The 19,550-nt window shown below is 48.8% G+C and carries 19 protein-coding genes and 2 riboswitches; of the genes, 8 read left to right on the forward strand and 11 right to left on the reverse strand.

Features of this window, described 5'->3' with window-relative positions; genetic code table 11:
- The first annotated feature begins 108 nt into the window (after nucleotides 1–108).
- A riboswitch (TPP riboswitch) is annotated at nucleotides 109–203 on the forward strand.
- 67 nt (nucleotides 204–270) lie between these two features.
- Together D5066_RS19480 and D5066_RS19485 are read left to right on the forward strand one after the other, a co-directional pair.
- On the forward strand, nucleotides 271–1,572 hold the full coding sequence (locus tag D5066_RS19480; protein ID WP_042718832.1) for a tyrosine-type recombinase/integrase: 1,302 nt from the start codon (nucleotides 271–273) through the stop codon (nucleotides 1,570–1,572).
- A gap of 141 nt (nucleotides 1,573–1,713) precedes the next feature.
- The gene (locus tag D5066_RS19485; RefSeq protein ID WP_119916947.1) at nucleotides 1,714–3,231 is read left to right on the forward strand and encodes an SIR2 family protein; all 1,518 of its coding nucleotides are present in this window, start codon (nucleotides 1,714–1,716) and stop codon (nucleotides 3,229–3,231) included.
- A gap of 79 nt (nucleotides 3,232–3,310) precedes the next feature.
- Here the strand turns inward: D5066_RS19485 and D5066_RS19490 are convergent, their stop codons facing one another.
- The 5 genes from D5066_RS19490 to D5066_RS19510 form a co-directional block, all read right to left on the reverse strand.
- Complete coding sequence (locus D5066_RS19490) at nucleotides 3,311–4,438, reverse strand: beta family protein (protein WP_042718836.1); 1,128 nt, start codon at nucleotides 4,436–4,438, stop codon at nucleotides 3,311–3,313.
- A 17-nt stretch (nucleotides 4,439–4,455) separates the two neighbouring features.
- Nucleotides 4,456–5,664, reverse strand: coding sequence for an ImmA/IrrE family metallo-endopeptidase (locus tag D5066_RS19495; RefSeq protein WP_105699458.1), 1,209 nt, complete (start codon nucleotides 5,662–5,664; stop codon nucleotides 4,456–4,458).
- Nucleotides 5,665–5,925, reverse strand: coding sequence for a type II toxin-antitoxin system HigB family toxin (locus D5066_RS22980; RefSeq protein WP_058128044.1), 261 nt, complete (start codon nucleotides 5,923–5,925; stop codon nucleotides 5,665–5,667). It lies immediately after the preceding gene.
- Between the two features lie 318 nt (nucleotides 5,926–6,243).
- Nucleotides 6,244–6,819, reverse strand: coding sequence for a recombinase family protein (locus tag D5066_RS19500; RefSeq protein WP_042718837.1), 576 nt, complete (start codon nucleotides 6,817–6,819; stop codon nucleotides 6,244–6,246).
- A 239-nt stretch (nucleotides 6,820–7,058) separates the two neighbouring features.
- Nucleotides 7,059–7,409: a hypothetical protein gene (locus D5066_RS19510; protein WP_042718839.1), complete on the reverse strand. Its 351-nt coding sequence runs from the start codon at nucleotides 7,407–7,409 to the stop codon at nucleotides 7,059–7,061.
- Between the two features lie 185 nt (nucleotides 7,410–7,594).
- Here D5066_RS19510 and D5066_RS23170 point away from each other — a divergent pair, with 185 nt between their 5' ends.
- A complete protein-coding gene (locus D5066_RS23170) occupies nucleotides 7,595–7,801 on the forward strand; it encodes a hypothetical protein (RefSeq protein WP_042718840.1) in 207 nt (68 codons plus the stop codon).
- Between the two features lie 1,868 nt (nucleotides 7,802–9,669).
- Nucleotides 9,670–10,443, forward strand: a complete 774-nt coding sequence (locus D5066_RS19530; RefSeq protein ID WP_050860284.1) for a hypothetical protein — start codon at nucleotides 9,670–9,672, stop codon at nucleotides 10,441–10,443.
- 103 nt (nucleotides 10,444–10,546) lie between these two features.
- Here D5066_RS19530 and D5066_RS19535 read toward each other — a convergent pair whose 3' ends face one another.
- Nucleotides 10,547–10,978, reverse strand: coding sequence for a DUF6998 domain-containing protein (locus tag D5066_RS19535; RefSeq protein ID WP_042718843.1), 432 nt, complete (start codon nucleotides 10,976–10,978; stop codon nucleotides 10,547–10,549).
- A 46-nt stretch (nucleotides 10,979–11,024) separates the two neighbouring features.
- Complete coding sequence (locus D5066_RS19540; RefSeq protein WP_001318412.1) at nucleotides 11,025–11,264, reverse strand: HTH-like domain-containing protein; 240 nt, start codon at nucleotides 11,262–11,264, stop codon at nucleotides 11,025–11,027.
- A 196-nt stretch (nucleotides 11,265–11,460) separates the two neighbouring features.
- Nucleotides 11,461–11,557: riboswitch (TPP riboswitch) on the forward strand.
- Between the two features lie 35 nt (nucleotides 11,558–11,592).
- Here D5066_RS19540 and thiM point away from each other — a divergent pair.
- From thiM to D5066_RS19555, 3 genes are read left to right on the forward strand one after another with little or no spacing between them, the layout of a single operon-like run.
- Nucleotides 11,593–12,363 (forward strand): hydroxyethylthiazole kinase, encoded by a 771-nt coding sequence (thiM, locus tag D5066_RS19545; protein ID WP_119916948.1) that lies wholly within the window; start codon nucleotides 11,593–11,595, stop codon nucleotides 12,361–12,363.
- Nucleotides 12,360–13,160 carry a bifunctional hydroxymethylpyrimidine kinase/phosphomethylpyrimidine kinase gene (gene thiD, locus D5066_RS19550; protein WP_119916949.1) on the forward strand — a complete coding sequence of 267 codons (801 nt, stop codon included), beginning with the start codon at nucleotides 12,360–12,362 and terminating at the stop codon, nucleotides 13,158–13,160. The genes thiM and thiD overlap by 4 nt, the downstream gene beginning before the upstream one ends.
- 42 nt (nucleotides 13,161–13,202) lie before the next feature.
- Nucleotides 13,203–13,949 (forward strand): GntR family transcriptional regulator, encoded by a 747-nt coding sequence (locus D5066_RS19555; RefSeq protein WP_119916950.1) that lies wholly within the window; start codon nucleotides 13,203–13,205, stop codon nucleotides 13,947–13,949.
- On the opposite strand, the gene D5066_RS19560 is transcribed toward D5066_RS19555, so the two are convergent.
- Genes D5066_RS19560 through D5066_RS19570 form a run of 3 tightly spaced genes read right to left on the reverse strand, consistent with a single transcriptional unit; the run spans nucleotide 13,923 to nucleotide 17,151 of the window.
- Nucleotides 13,923–14,876, reverse strand: a complete 954-nt coding sequence (locus D5066_RS19560) for a PfkB family carbohydrate kinase (protein ID WP_119916951.1) — start codon at nucleotides 14,874–14,876, stop codon at nucleotides 13,923–13,925. The two genes, D5066_RS19555 and D5066_RS19560, sit on opposite strands and share 27 nt — an antisense overlap.
- A complete protein-coding gene (locus tag D5066_RS19565) occupies nucleotides 14,873–15,877 on the reverse strand; it encodes an ADP-ribosylglycohydrolase family protein (RefSeq protein WP_119916952.1) in 1,005 nt (334 codons plus the stop codon). The genes D5066_RS19560 and D5066_RS19565 overlap by 4 nt, the downstream gene beginning before the upstream one ends.
- A complete protein-coding gene (locus tag D5066_RS19570; RefSeq protein ID WP_080329693.1) occupies nucleotides 15,874–17,151 on the reverse strand; it encodes a nucleoside permease in 1,278 nt (425 codons plus the stop codon). The genes D5066_RS19565 and D5066_RS19570 overlap by 4 nt, the downstream gene beginning before the upstream one ends.
- Before the next feature lie 250 nt (nucleotides 17,152–17,401).
- Between D5066_RS19570 and fbaB the strand changes: the two genes are divergently transcribed.
- Nucleotides 17,402–18,454 carry a class I fructose-bisphosphate aldolase gene (gene fbaB / locus D5066_RS19575; protein ID WP_119916953.1) on the forward strand — a complete coding sequence of 351 codons (1,053 nt, stop codon included), beginning with the start codon at nucleotides 17,402–17,404 and terminating at the stop codon, nucleotides 18,452–18,454.
- 68 nt (nucleotides 18,455–18,522) lie between these two features.
- Here fbaB and yegS read toward each other — a convergent pair whose 3' ends face one another.
- Nucleotides 18,523–19,422, reverse strand: a complete 900-nt coding sequence (yegS, locus tag D5066_RS19580) for a lipid kinase YegS (RefSeq protein ID WP_119916954.1) — start codon at nucleotides 19,420–19,422, stop codon at nucleotides 18,523–18,525.
- Nucleotides 19,423–19,550 lie beyond the last annotated feature (128 nt).

The following is a 19,550-nucleotide window of genomic DNA, read 5'->3' on the forward strand; positions in this document are numbered from 1 at the left end:
CTAGCCTTTTCTTTCGCACCTCCGCTGCATGAAGAAAGCGAACCTCGAAAGGGCGCTTGCGTCAGCATGAAACTTCCCCTAATCTGGCAAAAAGTAAGTCAATTCTTACCAAATGACTCGGGGTGCCCTTCTTTGTGAAGGCTGAGAAATACCCGTATTACCTGATCTGGATAATGCCAGCGTAGGGGGCCTAAATTCGGCTTACTTATCATGAAATTGACTCTCTTTTTGTCGGTGCGTATGCACATGAGGTACAAAAAGGGTGTATTAATGGGGTACAGAACTCTTCCCTACACGTTTCAGCGAAACGGCAACTACTATCTGCAAATCCGGCTTTCAAATGGCAGGATGTATAAAAAATCACTCCTTACTGACAGCTATCGCGAAGCATCTGCTTTGATGATTGGCGTTACTCCGCATATTCCTTTTGTGAAATCATTAGCTACGCCGATCTTCGTGTTCGAAGCATTCTTGTCAAACCTCATTGCGTCAGAACGCAAGGCAGCGAGAAATCCTCTTTTACCTCAACAGCAGATAATTATTCCTGCTGAAATCGTGGAAACTCCACCACCAGCCGAATCGGAAAAAGTGTTAACCCTTTCGGATGCGTGGGCGATGTACAAAGATGAAAAAGGGCGCAACTGGACGAAATCGATCTCAATGGCGAATGAGCGCTACATGGAAGTATTGTTAACTGTCTTGGGAGAGAAAACTGATGTAACGGCGATCACTAAGCAGGATATTAAGCAGGTGATGGAAGTTGTTGAAAATCTCCCTAAGCGCGTTGTTCAGCCTTATCGCTCAATGTCCATTCAGCAATTGATAGCATGCGATGATGTCCCACCGGATGATCTGGTTGGTGTTGAGGCTATCCATAAGCATCTCAAACTGTATAAATCACTCTTCAAAACCTTCCTCACAGAAAGTAAAGACATTCTAACTAAGTCGCCAACTGATGGCGTAGTGGCTGCACCATCGAAAGCGAGATTTGGTGCATACAGCACAGCTGAGATGAAAAAGTTTGTAGGGTGGGCACTAAAGCAGCCTGATAACTGGCAAAAATGGATCACGTTGTTATTGGCATATACTGGAGCAAGAAGAAGTGAGATAGGAAAACTGGAGAAGTCACAGATCAAGTTCGACGAAGATAGTCAGCGTTATTATTTCCTGATTGCTGAGGGAGGGCAGGGGAAAACGGAGAATGCCACAAGGCAGGTAGTCATCCACCCTAAGTTAATCGAATGGGGTTTCATAGAGTATGTTGATCGCCAATGGAAAGAGCGAATTTTTTCAGAAGTGGCAGGTACAAACATGACTAAGATCGGTAAATTTTTTGCGGATCTGCGTGATCAGCTCGGTATCCCTTATCTTGATGATTATGGACAACGGCGGCTGTTGCATTCTATCCGTCACTCGGTTTGTTCTGCTGCAATGGCTGGATGGGTGAAAAACATTCTGCACCTACAGCAAACAGTAGGCCATGAGAAGAGCGGAGGGATCACTAAACGATATTTACATACGTTTCCGCTCTCTACAGTCTCCTATGTAGTCGATGGGCTTTGCTGGGTCTAACATCGAAGACATGAGAAATCAATCTTAGGGTCGCAAAGTCAGCGATAACTTCTGGACTATCTTAGCCCATATATATTTGTCTACATGATTGATTTGCCAAGCAGTCAAGATAGAATGTTCTGACTTATCAGAGGGGGTGACATGAATATCCGGGAATTTATAGGCCAGTATCGCAACCACCCAGTGCTTTTCATCGGAGCAGGTGTCAGTTTGAGGTATCTTAACAATTCGCATACATGGGATGGATTGTTAAAGTATATTGCTTTTGAGTTGAAAGGGAATAATGAATTTTATTTAGATATTAAAGCTGAATGCCAAGTCGATGGTAAATATAACTATTCCCTAATTGCAACTAAATTAGAAAAAACATTTAACCAAGCATTAGGTGAAGATCGTAATGGTAAGTTTAAAGAGATAAATGATTATTTCTATGCTGAGATGGAACGTGAAAATAACCTGAGCAGATTCAAAATATATATTTCAAAGTTAGTCGGGAGTCTGGATTATAGAGAGGACAAAAAAGAGGAATTAGCAGAGCTAAAGAAAATCAGGAAAAATGTTGGCTCAGTTATAACTACAAACTATGATGGCCTTGTTGAAGATGTATTTAGCTTTGAGCCATTAGTAGGGAATGATATATTATTGAGTAATCCCTATGGTTCCGTATATAAGATTCATGGTTGTATTAAAGATCCTTCAAAAATAATTATAACTGAAGATGACTATTCTCATTTTGATAACAAGTATGAGTTGATTCGTGCTCAATTGCTCTCAATTTTCATTCATAATCCTATTATATTCATGGGATATGGAATTGGTGATGAAAACATAAAGAGCTTACTGAAAACTATTTTCACTTATGTCGAACCAAATTCACTTACTGCACAACGTATTAGAAATAATTTCCTATTGGTCGAATTTGAAAAGCATTCAACATCACATGATATTACTGAGCATGATATTGATTTAGAGGGGTTTTCCACAATAAGAATAAATAAAATAAAGACTGATGATTTCATAGAAATATATAGATCACTATCTAACTTGAATCTACCAGTGTCTGCTATGGACATACGAAAAGTTCAAAGTATTGTTAAGGATATATATTCTGGTGTACATGATGATGGAACCAGTATAAAAGTCAATATTACAGAGGATATCGACTCTCTTAATAATAGCGATAAAATATTAGTTATAGGATCAAGTAATTCTATCAAATATGAACATAAGAACTCGTCCAATTTCATGACAGATTATTTTGATATAATTGATGAATCAAATCATCAATTGTTGCAGTTAATCGATAAAATAAATATAACTTCTACCCAATGGTTTCCAATATACGGCTTCTGTCAGATCTGCCATGAGCTTATTAAGTGTGAGCCGCTTAAAGCTCAACAAAGAAGAAAAATCGAAGAGTATCTTGCTGGTTTGCCATTTGCTGTACAAAATACTCATGATAATTGGGGTGATATTTATGCTGATGAATCAATCACTCGAACGAATAAAATAAATTCTATCATATGGTCAACATGGCATGATATTATTGTTCCTGATGATGTAGAAGTGCTTTTACGTTCGATGCCAGATAAGAAAGGAACAGATTATAGGCGTTTACTCTGTGTGTACGACTACAAAAAATATGGTGATCCTCATTAATAATATATATTTCAGTTAATGCTGCATAACCATATGAAATTAAAAATGCCCACATCAGTGGGCATTTTTAATGTACAATTTAAATTTCTTCTGCACGTTTTGCTGCTTTTATACGATTGAACTCTAATACTTCTTCAACAACATAGCTGATGTGATGATTCGTATCAAATCCGATCCAGTCCTGAGGCCTACCTTTCAATTTTTTCATACTACAATCAAGTATTTTCTCATCGCCCCACGAAAACTCCGGTCCTAAGTAATGAGACGAACTGACAATAACCTTGGCGAGGTCATAAATTTGCTCGCCTTTATTGCCTTTTTGCTTAGAATGCCCTCGAGCCACAAAATATCTATTAGAAATAGTGTAACGAATTTTCCCATTTGCATGTGTTGCAATAATATCATCTGCTGCTGAAGGATTTCGTATCCCATAATCTGCAAATATGAGGTTATGATTACTATCTTCCAGAAGTGTTTTCCAAACAACCATTTCACGACGTTCGACGTAGTCAGTAGAGTCTTCATCCTTAACGGCTTCGTTAATAATCATTGGAAATGAAGCACCAGCCATCATCACAGAACCAAATTTATATTCACTGACAATCTTCAGAAGATGTTGCATGTCTGCAAGTAATGAAACGATAGATTTTTTGGTAACATCACCAAAATCAAACAAAATGATGATTTGCTTGTTTGTGAGATTCAATCCCTGAACAATGCTGTCAATGCTATCTTTGAAATAATCTTCATCATAAGCATCTTCTATTGTTTCTGAGTCAATACGCAAACAAAAATATGTGTCGTCTGTAATAGATAAATTACATAACGCGTTCTGATAATCAACATCATCCCATCGGTCAAATCCCACGACTGGGTGAACTTTCAGGCCACTTTCTGAGAGTTTGCGAAACATGTAACTGTATACATGCTCTCCTGTTTCGGTATATTCATTAGGCTTCCATTCAAAATGATCAAAAAAGATTGCCGAACTTTTGCATGATTTTGAAATTTCATGCGAAATCTTATCGAGGTAATGTTTCTTAGGTTGGGTGGAGTCACGATAATAAGCCTGTTCACGCATTTTTTGTGTGAATTTAGGGATCTCGAAGAAAGGTGTTATTCTTTGTGAATATGCAGTTTTAAGTTTTTCTAATGCTGCAAATTCACCAGGCTTTGCTTTCAGTATAGGAACATAAGTAGGATACATATATCGGCCTCCGGAAATTATTCGATAATTGCTGTAGATAAAATTCTACTAACCTCACCCTGACCGATGAGATCTGCAAAAAGACGGTAATTGCCTAACTCTCTTCTTAATCTTCCAGCAATGATTGCTGGCGTTATTTTTAACTCCCTTGATAATATGTCTATATTTTCTTTCGTTGGGGATATATATGCATCGCTTCTTTTCCAAACGGCTCTTGGTATAAATGCTTCCCTTGCCAACCTATTTGCTTCTGATTCTTTTTTATCATCCGAAGATGCATCTAAATCATCCAGAAATGTTTCTTCATTATGAACATGCTTCCAGATATGCGCGACTTCATGAAGCAAAGTAAACCAAAAGTTATCAAGACGATCATATCTCAGGCTAAGGCCAATGATAGGTTGTCCATCAATATCTTTTAATGCAGCACCATCAATACGAGTACCTTTTAAACTTGGCTCTATAATTATTGCTATCCCATGTTTCTCAAGAAATTCTATCGCAAGAAGTGGGCCTTTTTCGAACCAGCTTAATTGTGCGAGATCTCGTAGAAAACTTGCCGATAACACATTTGGATCGAAAATCCCGAGAGAGCTTTTTTTCTTTCGCGCTTGCTGCACGACTCTACTAACCCACGCATACAGTGCATATTGTGTTGAAGGCGAGTACGCATCACCAGACAATGTTCTTTTGAAAGAAAGGCTTCCGCTTTGCCAGCCTAATTGGTTTATAAAACCTTTGATAATGTCTTCAGCAGAACTTTTTAGAGCATTTCCATTTTCAGAAATCCATCCACGGTTGATCATTTCTTTTAATGGAAATTTTGACCAATCTACCCCTTCCTCATGAGATTGATTATCATCTGAATTTATACCTATCAGTGTATCAGTAGAAATCCCCAATCCAATGGACAGGGCTTTAATCATTGAAACTGTTAAGGGGCGCTTCCGGGAAAGAATTTCAGAAACACGGCTCCTTGTTCCCAGATAGGGAACGAGATCAACCTGTTTTAAACCCTTTTCATGCATCCTAAACAAAATTGCATCAATAGGGTCAGGTGGCTCAATCGGATACTTCGAGTTTTCATAGGCTTCTACGATCGTGATTAAAAGCTCGAGTTCTTCATGCTCTTCCGAGCGAGTCGGTGGCATCATAAGCATCAAAGAATGGATTCGCTCCAGGTAGTCCTGATGCTGTTGCTCTGTCTTTATAACTTTAATATCCATTCATGTGACCTTTACAGCAATAATCAATACAGTCAACGCATTGAAATCCATAATAGTTTCAATCGACATATCACAGCCATCAACTTTGAATGTGAACATACAATTCTCGATACAAACGACAGATGGGAATCGATCTTTCACATCATCAACGGATTTCCAACTACATGAATCAATCTCAGATGACCATGCGTTTACCCAAACTTTGGTGGCGGAACTCTCACTTATAAGCTGGTTCAACCGATTTCTTCCAAGCAGCTTCATAATTTGTTCCTAATATGGGAACATCTTAGTGTTCTTTGATTGCTATGTCAATGAGTTCCCAAAAATGGAACTCAATGTATGAGAGACTACAGTTTCTATGGTAACAATAGGGTCTTTCAGACACTGAATCAATAAAATATTCATATTTATCAAATCGATCCACGGATGGGTGTAATTGCATTTCTATCCCGAATGAATTCTTATGCACTTATTTTCACCATGAATGAGAGAGGGGGGAAGTGATTGATGATCTACGCAGTATACTTAGGCTGCTCAGCGCTTTTTTTCCTGTCCACCCAATTTCAAACTGCACAATTTTCAAATATCAGAGAGATGACCGGATGTCTTTAATCGGTAGAAGGTGGCTTTGCTGATGCCTAACCTATGTTGCACCGCTGCTGGCGGTAGACCCTGTGATAACAGTTCTTGTACTTGTTCAACGGTTGCTTTGATAGGTCTACCGCAATGCTTTCCTTCAGTCTGAGCACGCTTGATACCTGCTGTTCTGCGTTCTGCTATCAGGTCTTTCTCAAGGCTCGCGAGTCCTGCCATCATGGTAAGCATCGCTTTGCCAACGGGCGTTGACAGGTCGAATCCTTCACGCAAGCTGACAACCTTCACGCCTTTTGTCTGCAACATTTCCACGGTGGAAAGAACATCAATCGTGTTACGCCCAAGGCGGTCTATAGCAATAACTATCAGCGTATCGCCTTCTCGCACATAACTGAGTAGTTCACCAAACCCTGGACGCTCTGCTGCCTTCACTGCACCACCCACTGCTTCATCGCTAAACCAGCGAGTAACGCTATAACCAGCATCGGAAATCTGCTGCTTCTGGTTTTCAACGTTTTGGTCGCTGGTGGAAACTCGCACATATCCGATCACAGTAGTCATGATGTCCTCAAGGTCTCAAAAGGTAGTGTCAAAATAATGGCTGTCTCAAAATTAAAGATCAACCTTTTGATACAAGTTGAAGCCGCATTCTGTCGTTGCGTCGGTGTGGTCTTAAAAGGAGATGGTTTTGAGACTGGATTGCAGCGGTTTAGGAATAGAGACTTAGAACGAGAATATGGGGAGGCTGGAAATTCGGAATGGACATTCAACTTATTGGGCGTGATTGCTCACGCCTTTGTTTAGATCTCAGAGCACAGGCTCAGCGTATAGAGTGCCGTTTCACCATCGTTGTTAGTTGGGCGCATAACGAAAATTGGATCACTGCCGTTGTCGATGTAAGTAACCGCTATTCCACCGTCTGGAGTGGCGTACATCTTCGCAATACTTTTTTCTCCAATGAAACCCAGCCGCCAGGTTTTACCACCCATGCTCACTTTCATGCTTTTGTCCTGAACATCAAGGTGAGTCTCAACTGAGGATTTTTGGCTACCAGAATCGATCTGCCCTTCCTGGATCGCCTTACAGGTGAATGTGGTTGCACTTGAGGCGAAGGGGAGGACGAGCAGCGCCGCGAGAATCAATTTTTTCATGGTCTTCCTTTTCTTGTTGGATTTGTTGACAAGGCGCTGTTAGCGCATCACTTTATCTTACCACTTTAATCAATAAAATCGATCTTATAGATCAGTAAAATCGATCGATTTGAATGGCACAATGCTATTGTGTAAACAATGAGCGCTAAGCTATTCGACGATAACAAGCAACTGGAGTGAGGCTTATGAAGAAAGCAATATTGGTGATATCGGGACTACTGTTTTCACCGTTGGCGGCAGCAGGGCAGATCACAATGACCGATCCCCAGCAGGAAATGACGGAGAGTGGAAAGACGCTCTGCACATACCAGAACAGCATTTACCTGTTCACCTACATAACAAAGGGCAAGTGCCCATTTGCGAAGACATTTGACACTGATGATGCTCAGTAGTAGTTGGGATAAAACGAGCCGGGTAATTTTAAATTCGAATCAAGGCCGTTTGCTTAACACAAGTATCATAATGATTTTACTATTATTTCTGTGAATTCCGCACGGAGCAAGGTTTTATGCACGGTAGGTGATAGTTTTAATTGTTACGATCTCGGTGGGTATGGCAACTTTACCCCGTATCAATGGCGCTTCTTTACCTGCCAATTACCACCGGGTTACATGCCTGTTTGATAGGAATTAACTTGGGCGTTGTTGCATGGGGTACTGCTGCATGACATATCAGGCAGACGTAACAGGAAGCCGCTGCTACATTCGCATAGTGTAAGAGATGAGATTATCCAGGCACACCGGAAGGGCGATAAAGTTGCTCAGTTGGTGGAACGGTACGCAGTGAGCAGGTTGACGATCTGCCGTTGGGTGAAGTGACGTTTGGTCACTCTCTGAATGGTAGGCTCAGGCACTTTACCTGAGTGGGTAAGGCACTATACCGGAGGGGGTCAGGTAAAGAACCGGAGGGGGTAAGGCACTATACCCGACAATAAGATTAATGATTAGATTAGGTTTAAGATTAGTTATTAGATCATTATCTTTTGCGCTGACTTAGGTCAGGCTACGCCGCGCAAGAATGATCTTCTTCATTATACCTTTTGTCGTTGTCCCTGCTCGGTACTCTCCGGGCAAGTGACCTGTTTCGCCTTTGGTTGGCTCCTCGGTCAGCCCCGTACCGCTCGTGGAACAAGCGCAAGCGTACTCTGTACCTTCTGGACTCGTGCAAACTTCGTTTCTGACGAACGTCAGGCACGAATGATTATTTGCCATCGGCAAGAGATTGCTTTCGCCGTCGGCGAATACCCATGCGCTGTGCGCTTTGTTACCATCTGACCAACCAACTACCGTTGATTGACCATCTGATAAGCTGACTAACCTCAACCATCCATTCATGAACTGATGTTCACCATGTAAGGTTTCAGCAAGTCAGAGGCTAAGGCCCCCTGTTCACAGTGCTACGGTTCCAGTTAACCAAGCCAACATATCCAATCATCTACACCCGTCCGATCTCACTGCCGTTCAATCTTCTGTGTGCAGATTCTTGGTGTTGGTGTGGGATAAGTGCCAGAGGTGCGCCTGAATGCCGCCAAGCTTCACAGGAAGCCCGTAGAACGATTTAAACAGGGTAGGGAATGCAGAGGGTAGCCTGAATGTGTCAGAAAGCCGTAGAGAGCGCCACAGGAGCTTTTTGGCAGTGATCATGGGTAAACTGCTTGGGAATGGATCATATCACAAATTTACCTTGACCGATAGGGTTGTTTTTTGGTGTAAAGCACGTAATGAACTTGACTTTTTCGAACTTATTGAAATAACTATTGACATCAGGTGTGCTTTTAGTGTATTATTAAAAGTATGGTGATAATCATTATCATCTAATTCCCATCTAACAACGTTCCATGCGCATGAATTGCAGCCTCCACCAGGTTTTTGGTGCGGGGGCTTTTTTGCGTCTGGAGAAAACCAAACAGGAGCAAATAACATGCGTTACTTCAACGTTGACCAAATCTACGCAGATTTGATTACAGGCCGAACATCACGAACACTTGTTTACAGTTCACTTGTCCGAGCACGTAAGCGCGAACAGCCCGGCAGAGTGGAGATGTTCGAAGAAGCGATCCGACGCTTTGACGAATGGCGAGCAACGCCAAACTTCACACCCGTGACCAGCTAATCCATTGGGATAACCACAATAATGAATATCCGATTTAACCCCGAGGTTTTTAACGCTCTGCGTGAAGAAGCGGCCCGAAAAGGGCTGAGTATTCCCGCACTCGTTAATGCCATTGTCAAAAATACTATCCTACAAACTGAGGAACCAAATGCCAAAAAAGAAAAAACTCGTACCTAATTCAGGTAAGTCAATCGCTGAGATTATGAAAGATAACGAAGCGACAAATTCAGATGGAAGCATATCTCAGGCTTTCACCAAAAATTATGACCACTTCGAAGACATAAACTGCATTTACTCGGAAAAATACCCGGAAGGGAAAATGCTCGAACTTCTCCACATCGTTTTATACTGCCGCTTCCAGCGTTTCCAGAGTAATGGAAAAAAATGTTACGAAAGCCAGGGGCGATTAGGCCAAATATTTAGAAGTGACCCTGGAACGATAGGCGATAAAATTCGAGATTTGGTAGACATGGGACTGGTAACAACAGAACCGAATCCCGATCCCAAGTATGACACTCTTCTGTACACTGCGTTACCGCTTACTGATGCTCACGTTATCCCGCCTGATCAGCTAACAGCAGCGCCCATTATCGTTTCTGCCGTTATATTTGACCAGCCAGCACAAATGCCAGCCCCTGAACCAGTTACCGTAGAGGAAAGGGGAGGTGATGATGTGCCCGATTGGTTCAACACTAAAGACGAAGTTATACCAAGACCAACACCACCAATGAATGAAATGGATGCAGCCTGTACGATCTTGATTCGGAATATTGACATCCAGGCGGAAACGGAAAGTTTCACCCAGTTTACCGAAAGAGTTTGTAGAAATAATCGAAAGATACGGCTACCACAAGGGATTGAGGATTACTTCAAGAATACCCACCCTGAAATCTATGACGATTTCGACACAATACCATTTTAACCAGGAGGATTATGATTACCCAGCTCTACATCTTCTTATTCTTTCGCGCTGTTTGGTACATTGCCACTCGCATCCAGAAAAGAAAAAAACGAACACTTAGGGATTACACTGACTGAAACTCTTCAGTGACGTTTTCTACGCCAGGCGTTTTAAGAAGCACGCCATTAAGATGGATCACAAATTTGTTATCATGGCTGGCATATCCGGCAATTTGGCGACAAACATCTACAGGGACACGAACTGCCAACATGACTTCGGCATCGTCATTAAGCTGTATACCGATCAGGTAATCGAAATCCCAGGAGCGAATTCCGCCTAACTGGGTTTTATTGACTCTGGTTTTGACCTGCAACAACGTGCCATCGTCTAATCTGACATCGGCGCTTTTATGGGAGTTTGGCAATAATTCACCACCATAAAGTTGCTTTACGAGATGTTCACCATAATCACCAGTGACATTACCACCTCGGGCAAAAATGCCTTTGCAAGTAGTCACCGCTTCTCGATATTGCCGATATGCTTCACGTGCACTCATCCATCTAACCTCGTTAACTAATCGTAGATACCGATGATCTTGTTAATCACAGCTTCGAGGTATCAAGCCCAGCGGCTTTAAGCCGTTCGGTGAGATTCCTCATTTTGCTGAATTCAGTACCAAAACTGGCTTTAAGTCCCACACCCTCGCAAAACTCTTTAGCAGTGACGTTTTTCAGGTGGTCGGCGTATTTGATCATCTGGAGGTGCATTTCAACCGTTTGACCATTTCGCGGTGCGCTATTGATGGCTTGCTTAATGTTCTCGTAAATCTGGGTTTCTGTCATTTGCATATCTCACTCATCAAGTTTAGATAAATAATATAAATTAGCTAATTTAGATAATCAAGGGGGTTGTCATACAGATATGGGGTACAAACTGAGGTACAAGATGGGGTACAGCGTTAAGAAGCGATAACCGGAAGGGTGGGCTTGCAAGAGCAAGCAACTTCCCCTAAGCTGGCAAAAAGTATAGAGATTCAATCTTCATGACTCGGGGTGCCCCATCGCTGATGGGCTGAGAAATACCCGTATTACCTGATCTGGATAATGCCAGCGTAGGGAAGTCAGATGCCTTCCCGGTCATCGCTTCTTCACGCAAGGCAGGAGCGAAACCATGCAGCCTGACCTGCTCGATTTACACGTTTTACACCACTTCCGAACCCGTTCTCCGCTGACCCACTGTATGACCAACGACGTCGTACAGACCTTTACGGCTAACGTTTTGCTGGCGCTGGGTGCATCCCCCGCGATGGTGATTGAGGCTGAAGAGGCTGAACAGTTCGCCGCCATCGCCGATGCGCTGCTGATTAACGTCGGCACGCTGACCTCTCCGCGAGCGCAGTCGATGCGTCGGGCGATTGAAAGCGCGGTGGCGGCAGGTAAACCCTGGACGCTGGACCCGGTTGCGGTGGGTGCCCTAACGTTCCGCACCCGCTTTTGCCATCAAATCCTGGCCCTGAAACCGGCCGCCATTCGCGGCAACGCCTCCGAAATCCTGGCCCTTGCCGGAATGAGCGCGGGCGGGCGCGGCGTTGATACCACCGACACCGCCGCCAGCGCGTTGCCTGCCGCTCAGGCGCTTGCCCGTCAGGCCCATGCCATTGTGGTCGTCACCGGCGAGGTGGATTACATCACTGACGGAGAGCGGACCCGAACGGTCACGGGCGGAGACCCGTTAATGACCCGCGTGGTGGGAACCGGGTGCGCGCTTTCTGCCGTTGTGGCGGCGAGCTGCTCGCTGCCGGGCGACCGGCTGGATAACGTTGCCGCCGCCTGCGGATGGATGAAGCGTGCCGGAACGCAAGCCGTTGCGCAGTCACATGGGCCAGGCAGTTTTGCCAGCGTGTTCCTGGATGCGCTCTATACGCTGGAGGAGCCGGCATGAAACGGATTAACGCCCTCACTATCGCCGGTACCGACCCCAGCGGCGGCGCAGGTATTCAGGCTGACCTGAAAACCTTCTCCGCGCTGGGTGCCTATGGCTGCTCGGTGATTACCGCGCTGGTGGCGCAAAACACGCGCGGGGTGCAGTCGGTCTACCGTATCGAGCCGGATTTTGTCGCCGCACAGTTGGATTCGGTATTCAGCGACGTGCGCATTGATACCACCAAAATTGGCATGCTGGCCGAAACGGATATTGTGGAAGCGGTAGCCGAGCGGCTTATACGCTATCGGGTGCAAAACGTGGTGCTGGATACCGTTATGCTGGCAAAAAGCGGCGATCCGCTGCTCTCCGCCTCCGCCGTTGAGACGTTGCGCAGTAAGCTGCTGCCGCAGGTGGCGCTCATCACGCCCAATCTGCCGGAAGCCGCTGCGCTGTTAGGCACTTCGCACGCAAAAACTGAACGTGAGATGAAAGAGCAGGGGAAAGCGCTGCTGGCTATGGGGTGCGGGGCGGTGCTGATGAAAGGCGGGCATCTGGATGATGCCGAAAGTCCGGACTGGCTTTTCACCCGTGACGGCGAACAGCGTTTTACGACCCCGCGCGTACAGACCAAAAACACCCACGGCACGGGGTGCACTCTCTCTTCCGCGCTGGCGGCGCTGCGTCCCCGGCATGACAGCTGGGCCGATACGGTGCGTGAAGCGAAAACCTGGCTCTCGGCCGCACTTGCCAAAGCCGATACTCTGGAGGTGGGTCACGGTATTGGGCCGGTTCACCATTTTCATGAATGGTGGTAAGCCTTATACTGGCAGGAAACACCACGCCTGAGAAAAACAGAGATGGAACAAGCGCATACCCGGTTAATCGCTCAACTGAATGAACGGATCGCCGCGCCGGACAACACGCCGCTGTACCTGAAATTTGCCGAAACGGTTAAAAACGCGGTGCGCAGCGGCGTGCTGGAGCACGGGAATATTCTCCCCGGCGAGCGCGATTTAAGCCAGTTAACCGGGGTGTCGCGCATTACCGTCCGTAAAGCGATGCAGGCGCTGGAGGCTGAGGGCGTGGTGACGCGGGCCCGGGGCTACGGGACGCAAATCAACAACATCTTTGAGTATTCGCTCAAGGCGGCGCGCGGGTTCTCACAGCAGGTAGTGCTGCGCGGCCAAAAGCCCAATACGCTGTGGGTCAACAAACGGGTGGTGAAGTGCCCGGATGAGGTGGCCAATCACCTTTCAATTCCCCCGGAGAGCGAGGTTTTCCTGCTCAAACGCATTCGCTACGTTGACGACGACGCGGTATCTATTGAAGAGTCCTGGGTGCCGGTCGGGCTCATTCCCGATCCGGATGCGATTGGCATTTCGCTGTACGACTATTTCCGCAGCCAGAATATCTTCCCGCAGCGCACCCGTTCACGGGTCAGCGCCCGCATGCCGGACAAGGAATTTCAGGCGCACATCAAAATGGATGACAAAATACCGGTGCTGGTGATTAAGCAGGTTGCGCTTGACCAGCAGCACCGGCCGATTGAGTACAGCATCAGCTACTGTCGCAGCGATTTATACGTCTTTGTGTGCGAGGAGTAATTCGTCGCGAGTCGGGGCGCAGTCGCCGCCCCGGTGGCTGACCACCCACGACGCCACGGCATTTCCCAGCAGAACCGCATCCGCCAGCGACCATCCCGCCGCCAGCCCGGCAAGCGTTCCGCCCGCGTGGCTGTCGCCTGCGCCGATGGTATCTACGACCGTGGCGGGAAACGCGGGAACAACGCCCGAGACGTCACCGTCATACCACGTAGCACCGTCTTTATCATGGCGCACAATCAGCGCGGCGCCGAAGCGCTGCTGCCACTGCGCGCCGAGGGTTTCCACTTCCACTCCCAGTCTCTCAGCGGCAACTTCCGCTTCCTGACGATTGAGTGACACAATCGGCCTGCAGGCCATTATGCGCGCCATCAGCGCGTCGGCAATATCGGCAATGCGTGGGCCAAAATCAATAAAGGCCGTCACGTGCCGCAACCCTTCAAGCCAGCCCGTCAGCAGCTCGCCACACGGTGAGGCCAGCTGGTAGCCGGAGAGATAAACCAGGCTGTTTTGCGGAACCCGAAGCCCGTCAAGCCAGCGCTGCTGCCACTGGTTCTCGACGCCGCTAAAGGACATAAAGGTGCGCTCGCCGTCAGGCTCAACGAGCGCCAGGCACCAGCCGTTGTCGCCGGTTTCGGCCTCCACGGCGCTGTGCAGATCCTGCTTCGCCATGGCGTTGCGGATGATATCCGCCCACACGCCGTGGCCGACGGGCAGGGCGTTTTGCGCCGTAATGCCGAGCCGTTTCAGGGCGATGGCGATATTCAGCGCGCAGCCGCCGATATTCACGCCCTGCTGTTTAAGCTCGATATCGCACCCGCGCCAGGGCAGGGCGTAGGCGTCGGCGATGACGTCAATCACCGCCGCGCCCAGCACCGTCACCGGACGCGTGGCGTGCAGGGTGTCGAGACGTTGGGCAAACGAATTCATACGCCCTCCCTTTGCTCCCTGAAGTGCAGCAGTTTCGCGCAGTAGTGGCCAAAATCAAGTTGATTAACGGCGTCGAGCTCGGCCTTCAGAGCCGGGTCAATGGCCTGCACGCCGTGGAGCGCGCCGCAGATGGCCGTCGCCATGGCGCCAATGGTGTCGGTATCACCGCCCAGATTGGCGCATAAAATGGCGCAGCGGTTTGGGTCGGTTCCCGCCAGTTCCACCATCGCGATGGCCGCCGGAACGGACTCAATGGTGCTGGTTCCTGCGCCGACAAGCTGATAAATCTGCTCGCTGGCGGAGTCGATACCGTTGGCTTCCCGCACGGTCTTAAGCGCCAGCTCAATGCGCGCCGCCAGCGACGCGCTGAAGGTGGTGGTTTTTGCCTCCTGCGCAAAACGGGCAATTCCCGGCAGGGCATCGACGATGTTCTGCCAGCGTTCCCCGTCGACGGCGCGGGAAATCGTCCAGGCAATCACCACCGCGCCGGCAATGGCAAGATCGGATTTATGGGTCGGGCTGGAGGCCAGCGCGACCTGCTCAACAAAGTGTTCCAGCCGCGTCGCTGGCAGCAGACAGCCCAGCGGGGAGGCGCGCATCGCCGCCCCGTTGGTCACGCCGTTGTTTTCCAGTTCACTCACCAGCTTCCCGTCACGAATCGCATTAAGCGCAATTTTCGACGTCGGGCCGAGCACGTTCTTGTTAAACGCGTCGAAGTCGAGCGCCCAGCGAAGAATATGCTTGCCGATAACGTCCGCGTTAATCTCCCCGTCGCACTCAACGATTGCATCTGCCAGGCACAGCGCCATTGAGGTATCGTCGGTGAACTCTGCCTGTTTGAAATAGCAGGCCGCGTTATTCTCTGCCGGGCCGGGTAAAAAGCGGTCGATCCAGCCGAAGTGCGCCTTGACGTGCTTTCTCGGCCACAGCTCCGACGGCATACCCATCGCATCCCCTAACGCCTGGCCGTAAAGGGCCCCGAGAATACGGTCTTGTTTCATTTAACTTCCCCTTGTGTCAGCGCGGTATCGCCATCAACCACCTCAATTGCGGTGATCTCTTTATCCGATTCGCGGAAAAACAGCATAAACAGCACGGCAATCACGGCAATCATGATTGCACCAAATGTCCACATTCCGGCCCAGTTGAAGGTCAGCCCATTCACCGGCTCTTTGTAGGCGAACATTTTTTCCATCATCACGCCGCCCAGGCGGTAACCCAGCAGGCTACCAAACCCCTGACAGCACAGCGTAATCAGGCCTTGCGCGGCGGTGCGCATATGCACCGGCGCTTTTTTATCCACGTAGATGTACGCGGTGACGTAGTAAAAGTCGTAGCTCACGCCGTGCAGCAGAATGCCGAGGAACAGCAGGGCGTAGGTGAAGTACTGCTCCGCACCGCCATAGACGAAGAACCCGTAGCGGATGGCGGCGGTAATCAGGCCCAGCAGCAAGACCTTCTTAATACCAAAGCGTTTGGTAAAGAACGGCAGGGCGAGCATAAAGAAGATTTCAGAGAACTGGCCGAGCGTCATCCAGCCGGTGGCATTTTTCATCCCCACTTCGGTGAGATAGCCGTTGGCGAAGATGTAGTAGAAGGCCAGCGGCATGGCGAACAGGAACGAGCAGAAGAAGAACACCAGGAAGTTTTTGTCGCGCAGCAGGACCAGCGCATCCAGCCCCAGCATCACTTTGAAGTCCAGCTTGCCGGTACTTTTCGGCGGCGTGTTCGGCAGGAACAGAGCAAAGACGCCGAGCAGGGCGGAGCTGGCTGCGGTCATCAGCAGCGGGATATTGGTATCGGAGATGTCGCTGTAGCCCATCATCTGCGGCAGGAACCCGCACGCCAGACCGGAGGCGATCCAGCCGATGGTGCCCATCACGCGAATGCGCGGGAAATCGGCCTCGACGTCGTCCACGTTGGCGAAGGCAATACTGTTGGTCAGCGCGATGGTTGGCATATAGGTCAGAGAATAGACCAGCAGCAGCGGGAAGAAGGTGCTGAACTGGGTTTGCTGCGCGGCGAAGTACATCAGAATGGCACCGGCGAACATCAGCACCGACAGCACTTTCTGCGCGGCGAAGAAGCGGTCCGTCAGCGAGCCGACCAGAATCGGGGAAAGGATAGCGGCAATCGCGGTACAGGCGTAAGACCAGCCGATTTCCCCGGCGGTAAACCCGCTTTTACTCAGCCACAGCCACAGCGGCACAAACCACGCGCCCCAGATAAACCATTCAACAAACATCATGAATGACAGTTGGACTTTCGTTTTCATTTTTGAATCCTGCATGTCAGATAAGGTACGCCTTTAACATACCATTCAATAATACCTTTTAAATACCTTTGTGGCGATTGTTTGATCAATGTAACAGTTTTGTTGTACACGAATCGAGCCAGCAGATTGTGCTGAAAAAAAATGCAAATGGTGGAAAATCTGTTAAGTCGGTACCAGGCTTAGTCTGCCCATAAAAGATGGGACTGGATAAACACACACCGACACGACGTCGGACTTACGGGAGTATCACATGACTGATATTGCGCAGTTGCTTGGCAAAGACGCCGACAGCCTTTTACAGCATCGTTGTATGACCATTCCAGCCGACCAGCTGTATCTGCCTGGTCACGACTACGTTGACCGTGTGATGGTGGATAACAACCGTCCGCCTGCGGTTCTGCGAAACATGCAGACGCTCTACAACACAGGGCGGCTCGGTGGCTCCGGGTATCTCTCGATTCTGCCGGTAGACCAGGGCGTTGAGCATTCGGCGGGCGCCTCCTTTGCGGCGAACCCGCTCTATTTTGATCCGAAGAACATCGTAGAGCTGGCGATTGAAGCGGGCTGTAACTGCGTGGCGTCCACCTACGGCGTGCTGGCCTCGGTGTCGCGTCGCTACGCCCACCGCATTCCGTTCCTCGTGAAGCTGAACCACAACGAAACCCTCAGCTACCCTACCGAATATGACCAGACCCTCTACGCCAGCGTCGAGCAGGCGTTCAATATGGGGGCGGTGGCCGTCGGGGCGACGATTTACTTCGGCTCTGAGCAATCCCGTCGTCAGATTGAAGAGATCTCCGCGGCGTTTGAGCGCGCGCACGAGCTGGGTATGGTGACCGTGCTGTGGGCCTACCTGCGTAACTCGGCGTTCAAAAAAGACGGCGTGGATTACCACGTCTCTGCCGACCTGACCGGCCAGGCAAACCATCTGGCGGCCACCATCGGCGCGGATATCGTGAAGCAGAAAATGGCCGAGAATAACGGCGGTTATAAGGCAGTGAACTTTGGCTACACCGACGATCGCGTTTACAGCAGGCTGACCAGCGATAACCCGATCGACCTGGTCCGCTACCAGCTGGCGAACTGCTATATGGGCCGTGCGGGGCTGATTAACTCCGGTGGCGCGGCGGGCGGTGATACCGACCTCTCAGACGCGGTGCGTACGGCGGTTATCAACAAACGCGCGGGCGGCATGGGGCTGATCCTTGGCCGTAAGGCGTTTAAGAAATCGATGGCCGACGGCGTGAAGCTGATTAATGCGGTTCAGGATGTCTATCTGGACAGCAAAGTGACGATAGCCTGATCCCTTTAACTCCCTCTCCCCGTGGGAGAGGGCTGGGGTGAGGGCATGATCGCGCACTATGTGAAACATCAGCGCAAAAGCACACAGTCCGGCGGCAGCCTGCACTGCAGCGCGCCGGGCAACACTTCAATGCGGAACTGCGTCCCGCTCAGCGGCTCTCCGTCGAGGTTAAACGTCATCCCGTGCGGAGCATTTACCTCAAACCACGCCGATTTACCGTCAATAATATTCGGGCTCTCTTCCGGCTGCGTCAGCGTGGTAAACAGCGCGGGCAACAGGCCATCGCCCGTGAAAATACGCAGCTGTAGCTGACCGTCATTAATCAGCGCCTCCGGGCAGAGCTGCTGCCCGCCGCCAGCCTGACGTCCATTGCCAATCCCAATCACCAGCGCGTCACCCTGCCACTGAAAATCCTCGCCGCGAATTTCGCATCGGTCCGGCTTGAGGGTGTCCATGCGCATCAAACCGTGGATCAGGTATGACACGCCGCCCAGCGCCGCCTTCAGTTTTTCCGGCGTTTCGCTGGTAATGCGCGTGCCGAATCCGCCCGTTGCCATATTGATAAAGCAGGTTTTGTCATTCACCTGGGCAATATCCACGGCGGTGGCTTTGCCGAGGATCGCCAGCTGGAGCGCCTTCTCTAAATCTTCCGGGATCCCGGCGCTGGTGGCAAAATCATTGGCGGTGCCAAGGGGTAAAATGCCCATCACCGGGCGGTCTGCTGTGGGCAGGTCGATCAGCGCAGAGGCGATCTCATTGATGGTGCCGTCGCCGCCGCCGGAAATGATGGTGCTGATACCTAACGTTAACCCTTCGGTGATATAGCGTGCCGCGTCGCCTTTTTCCCACGTCACGCGTACGTGGATGCGCGCGCCGTCGTCACGCAAACCCATAATCGCCTGACGCAGCGGATCGTTACCTGCACTTTTGCCATTGAGAATCAATAAACTGTCTGGATAGGTTGCCATCCGCGCTGCTCCCTTTTTTAGCGTTAGTAAGAGTGTATAGCAGAGAGGAAAAAAGCGGGTAAGAACAGGATGAAAGGAACAAAACAGGCACGAAAGCGCGTTACACTTCAGCGATGAGATTAATGTAA

The organism is Enterobacter chuandaensis, from assembly GCF_003594915.1.
Classification (GTDB): domain Bacteria; phylum Pseudomonadota; class Gammaproteobacteria; order Enterobacterales; family Enterobacteriaceae; genus Enterobacter; species Enterobacter chuandaensis.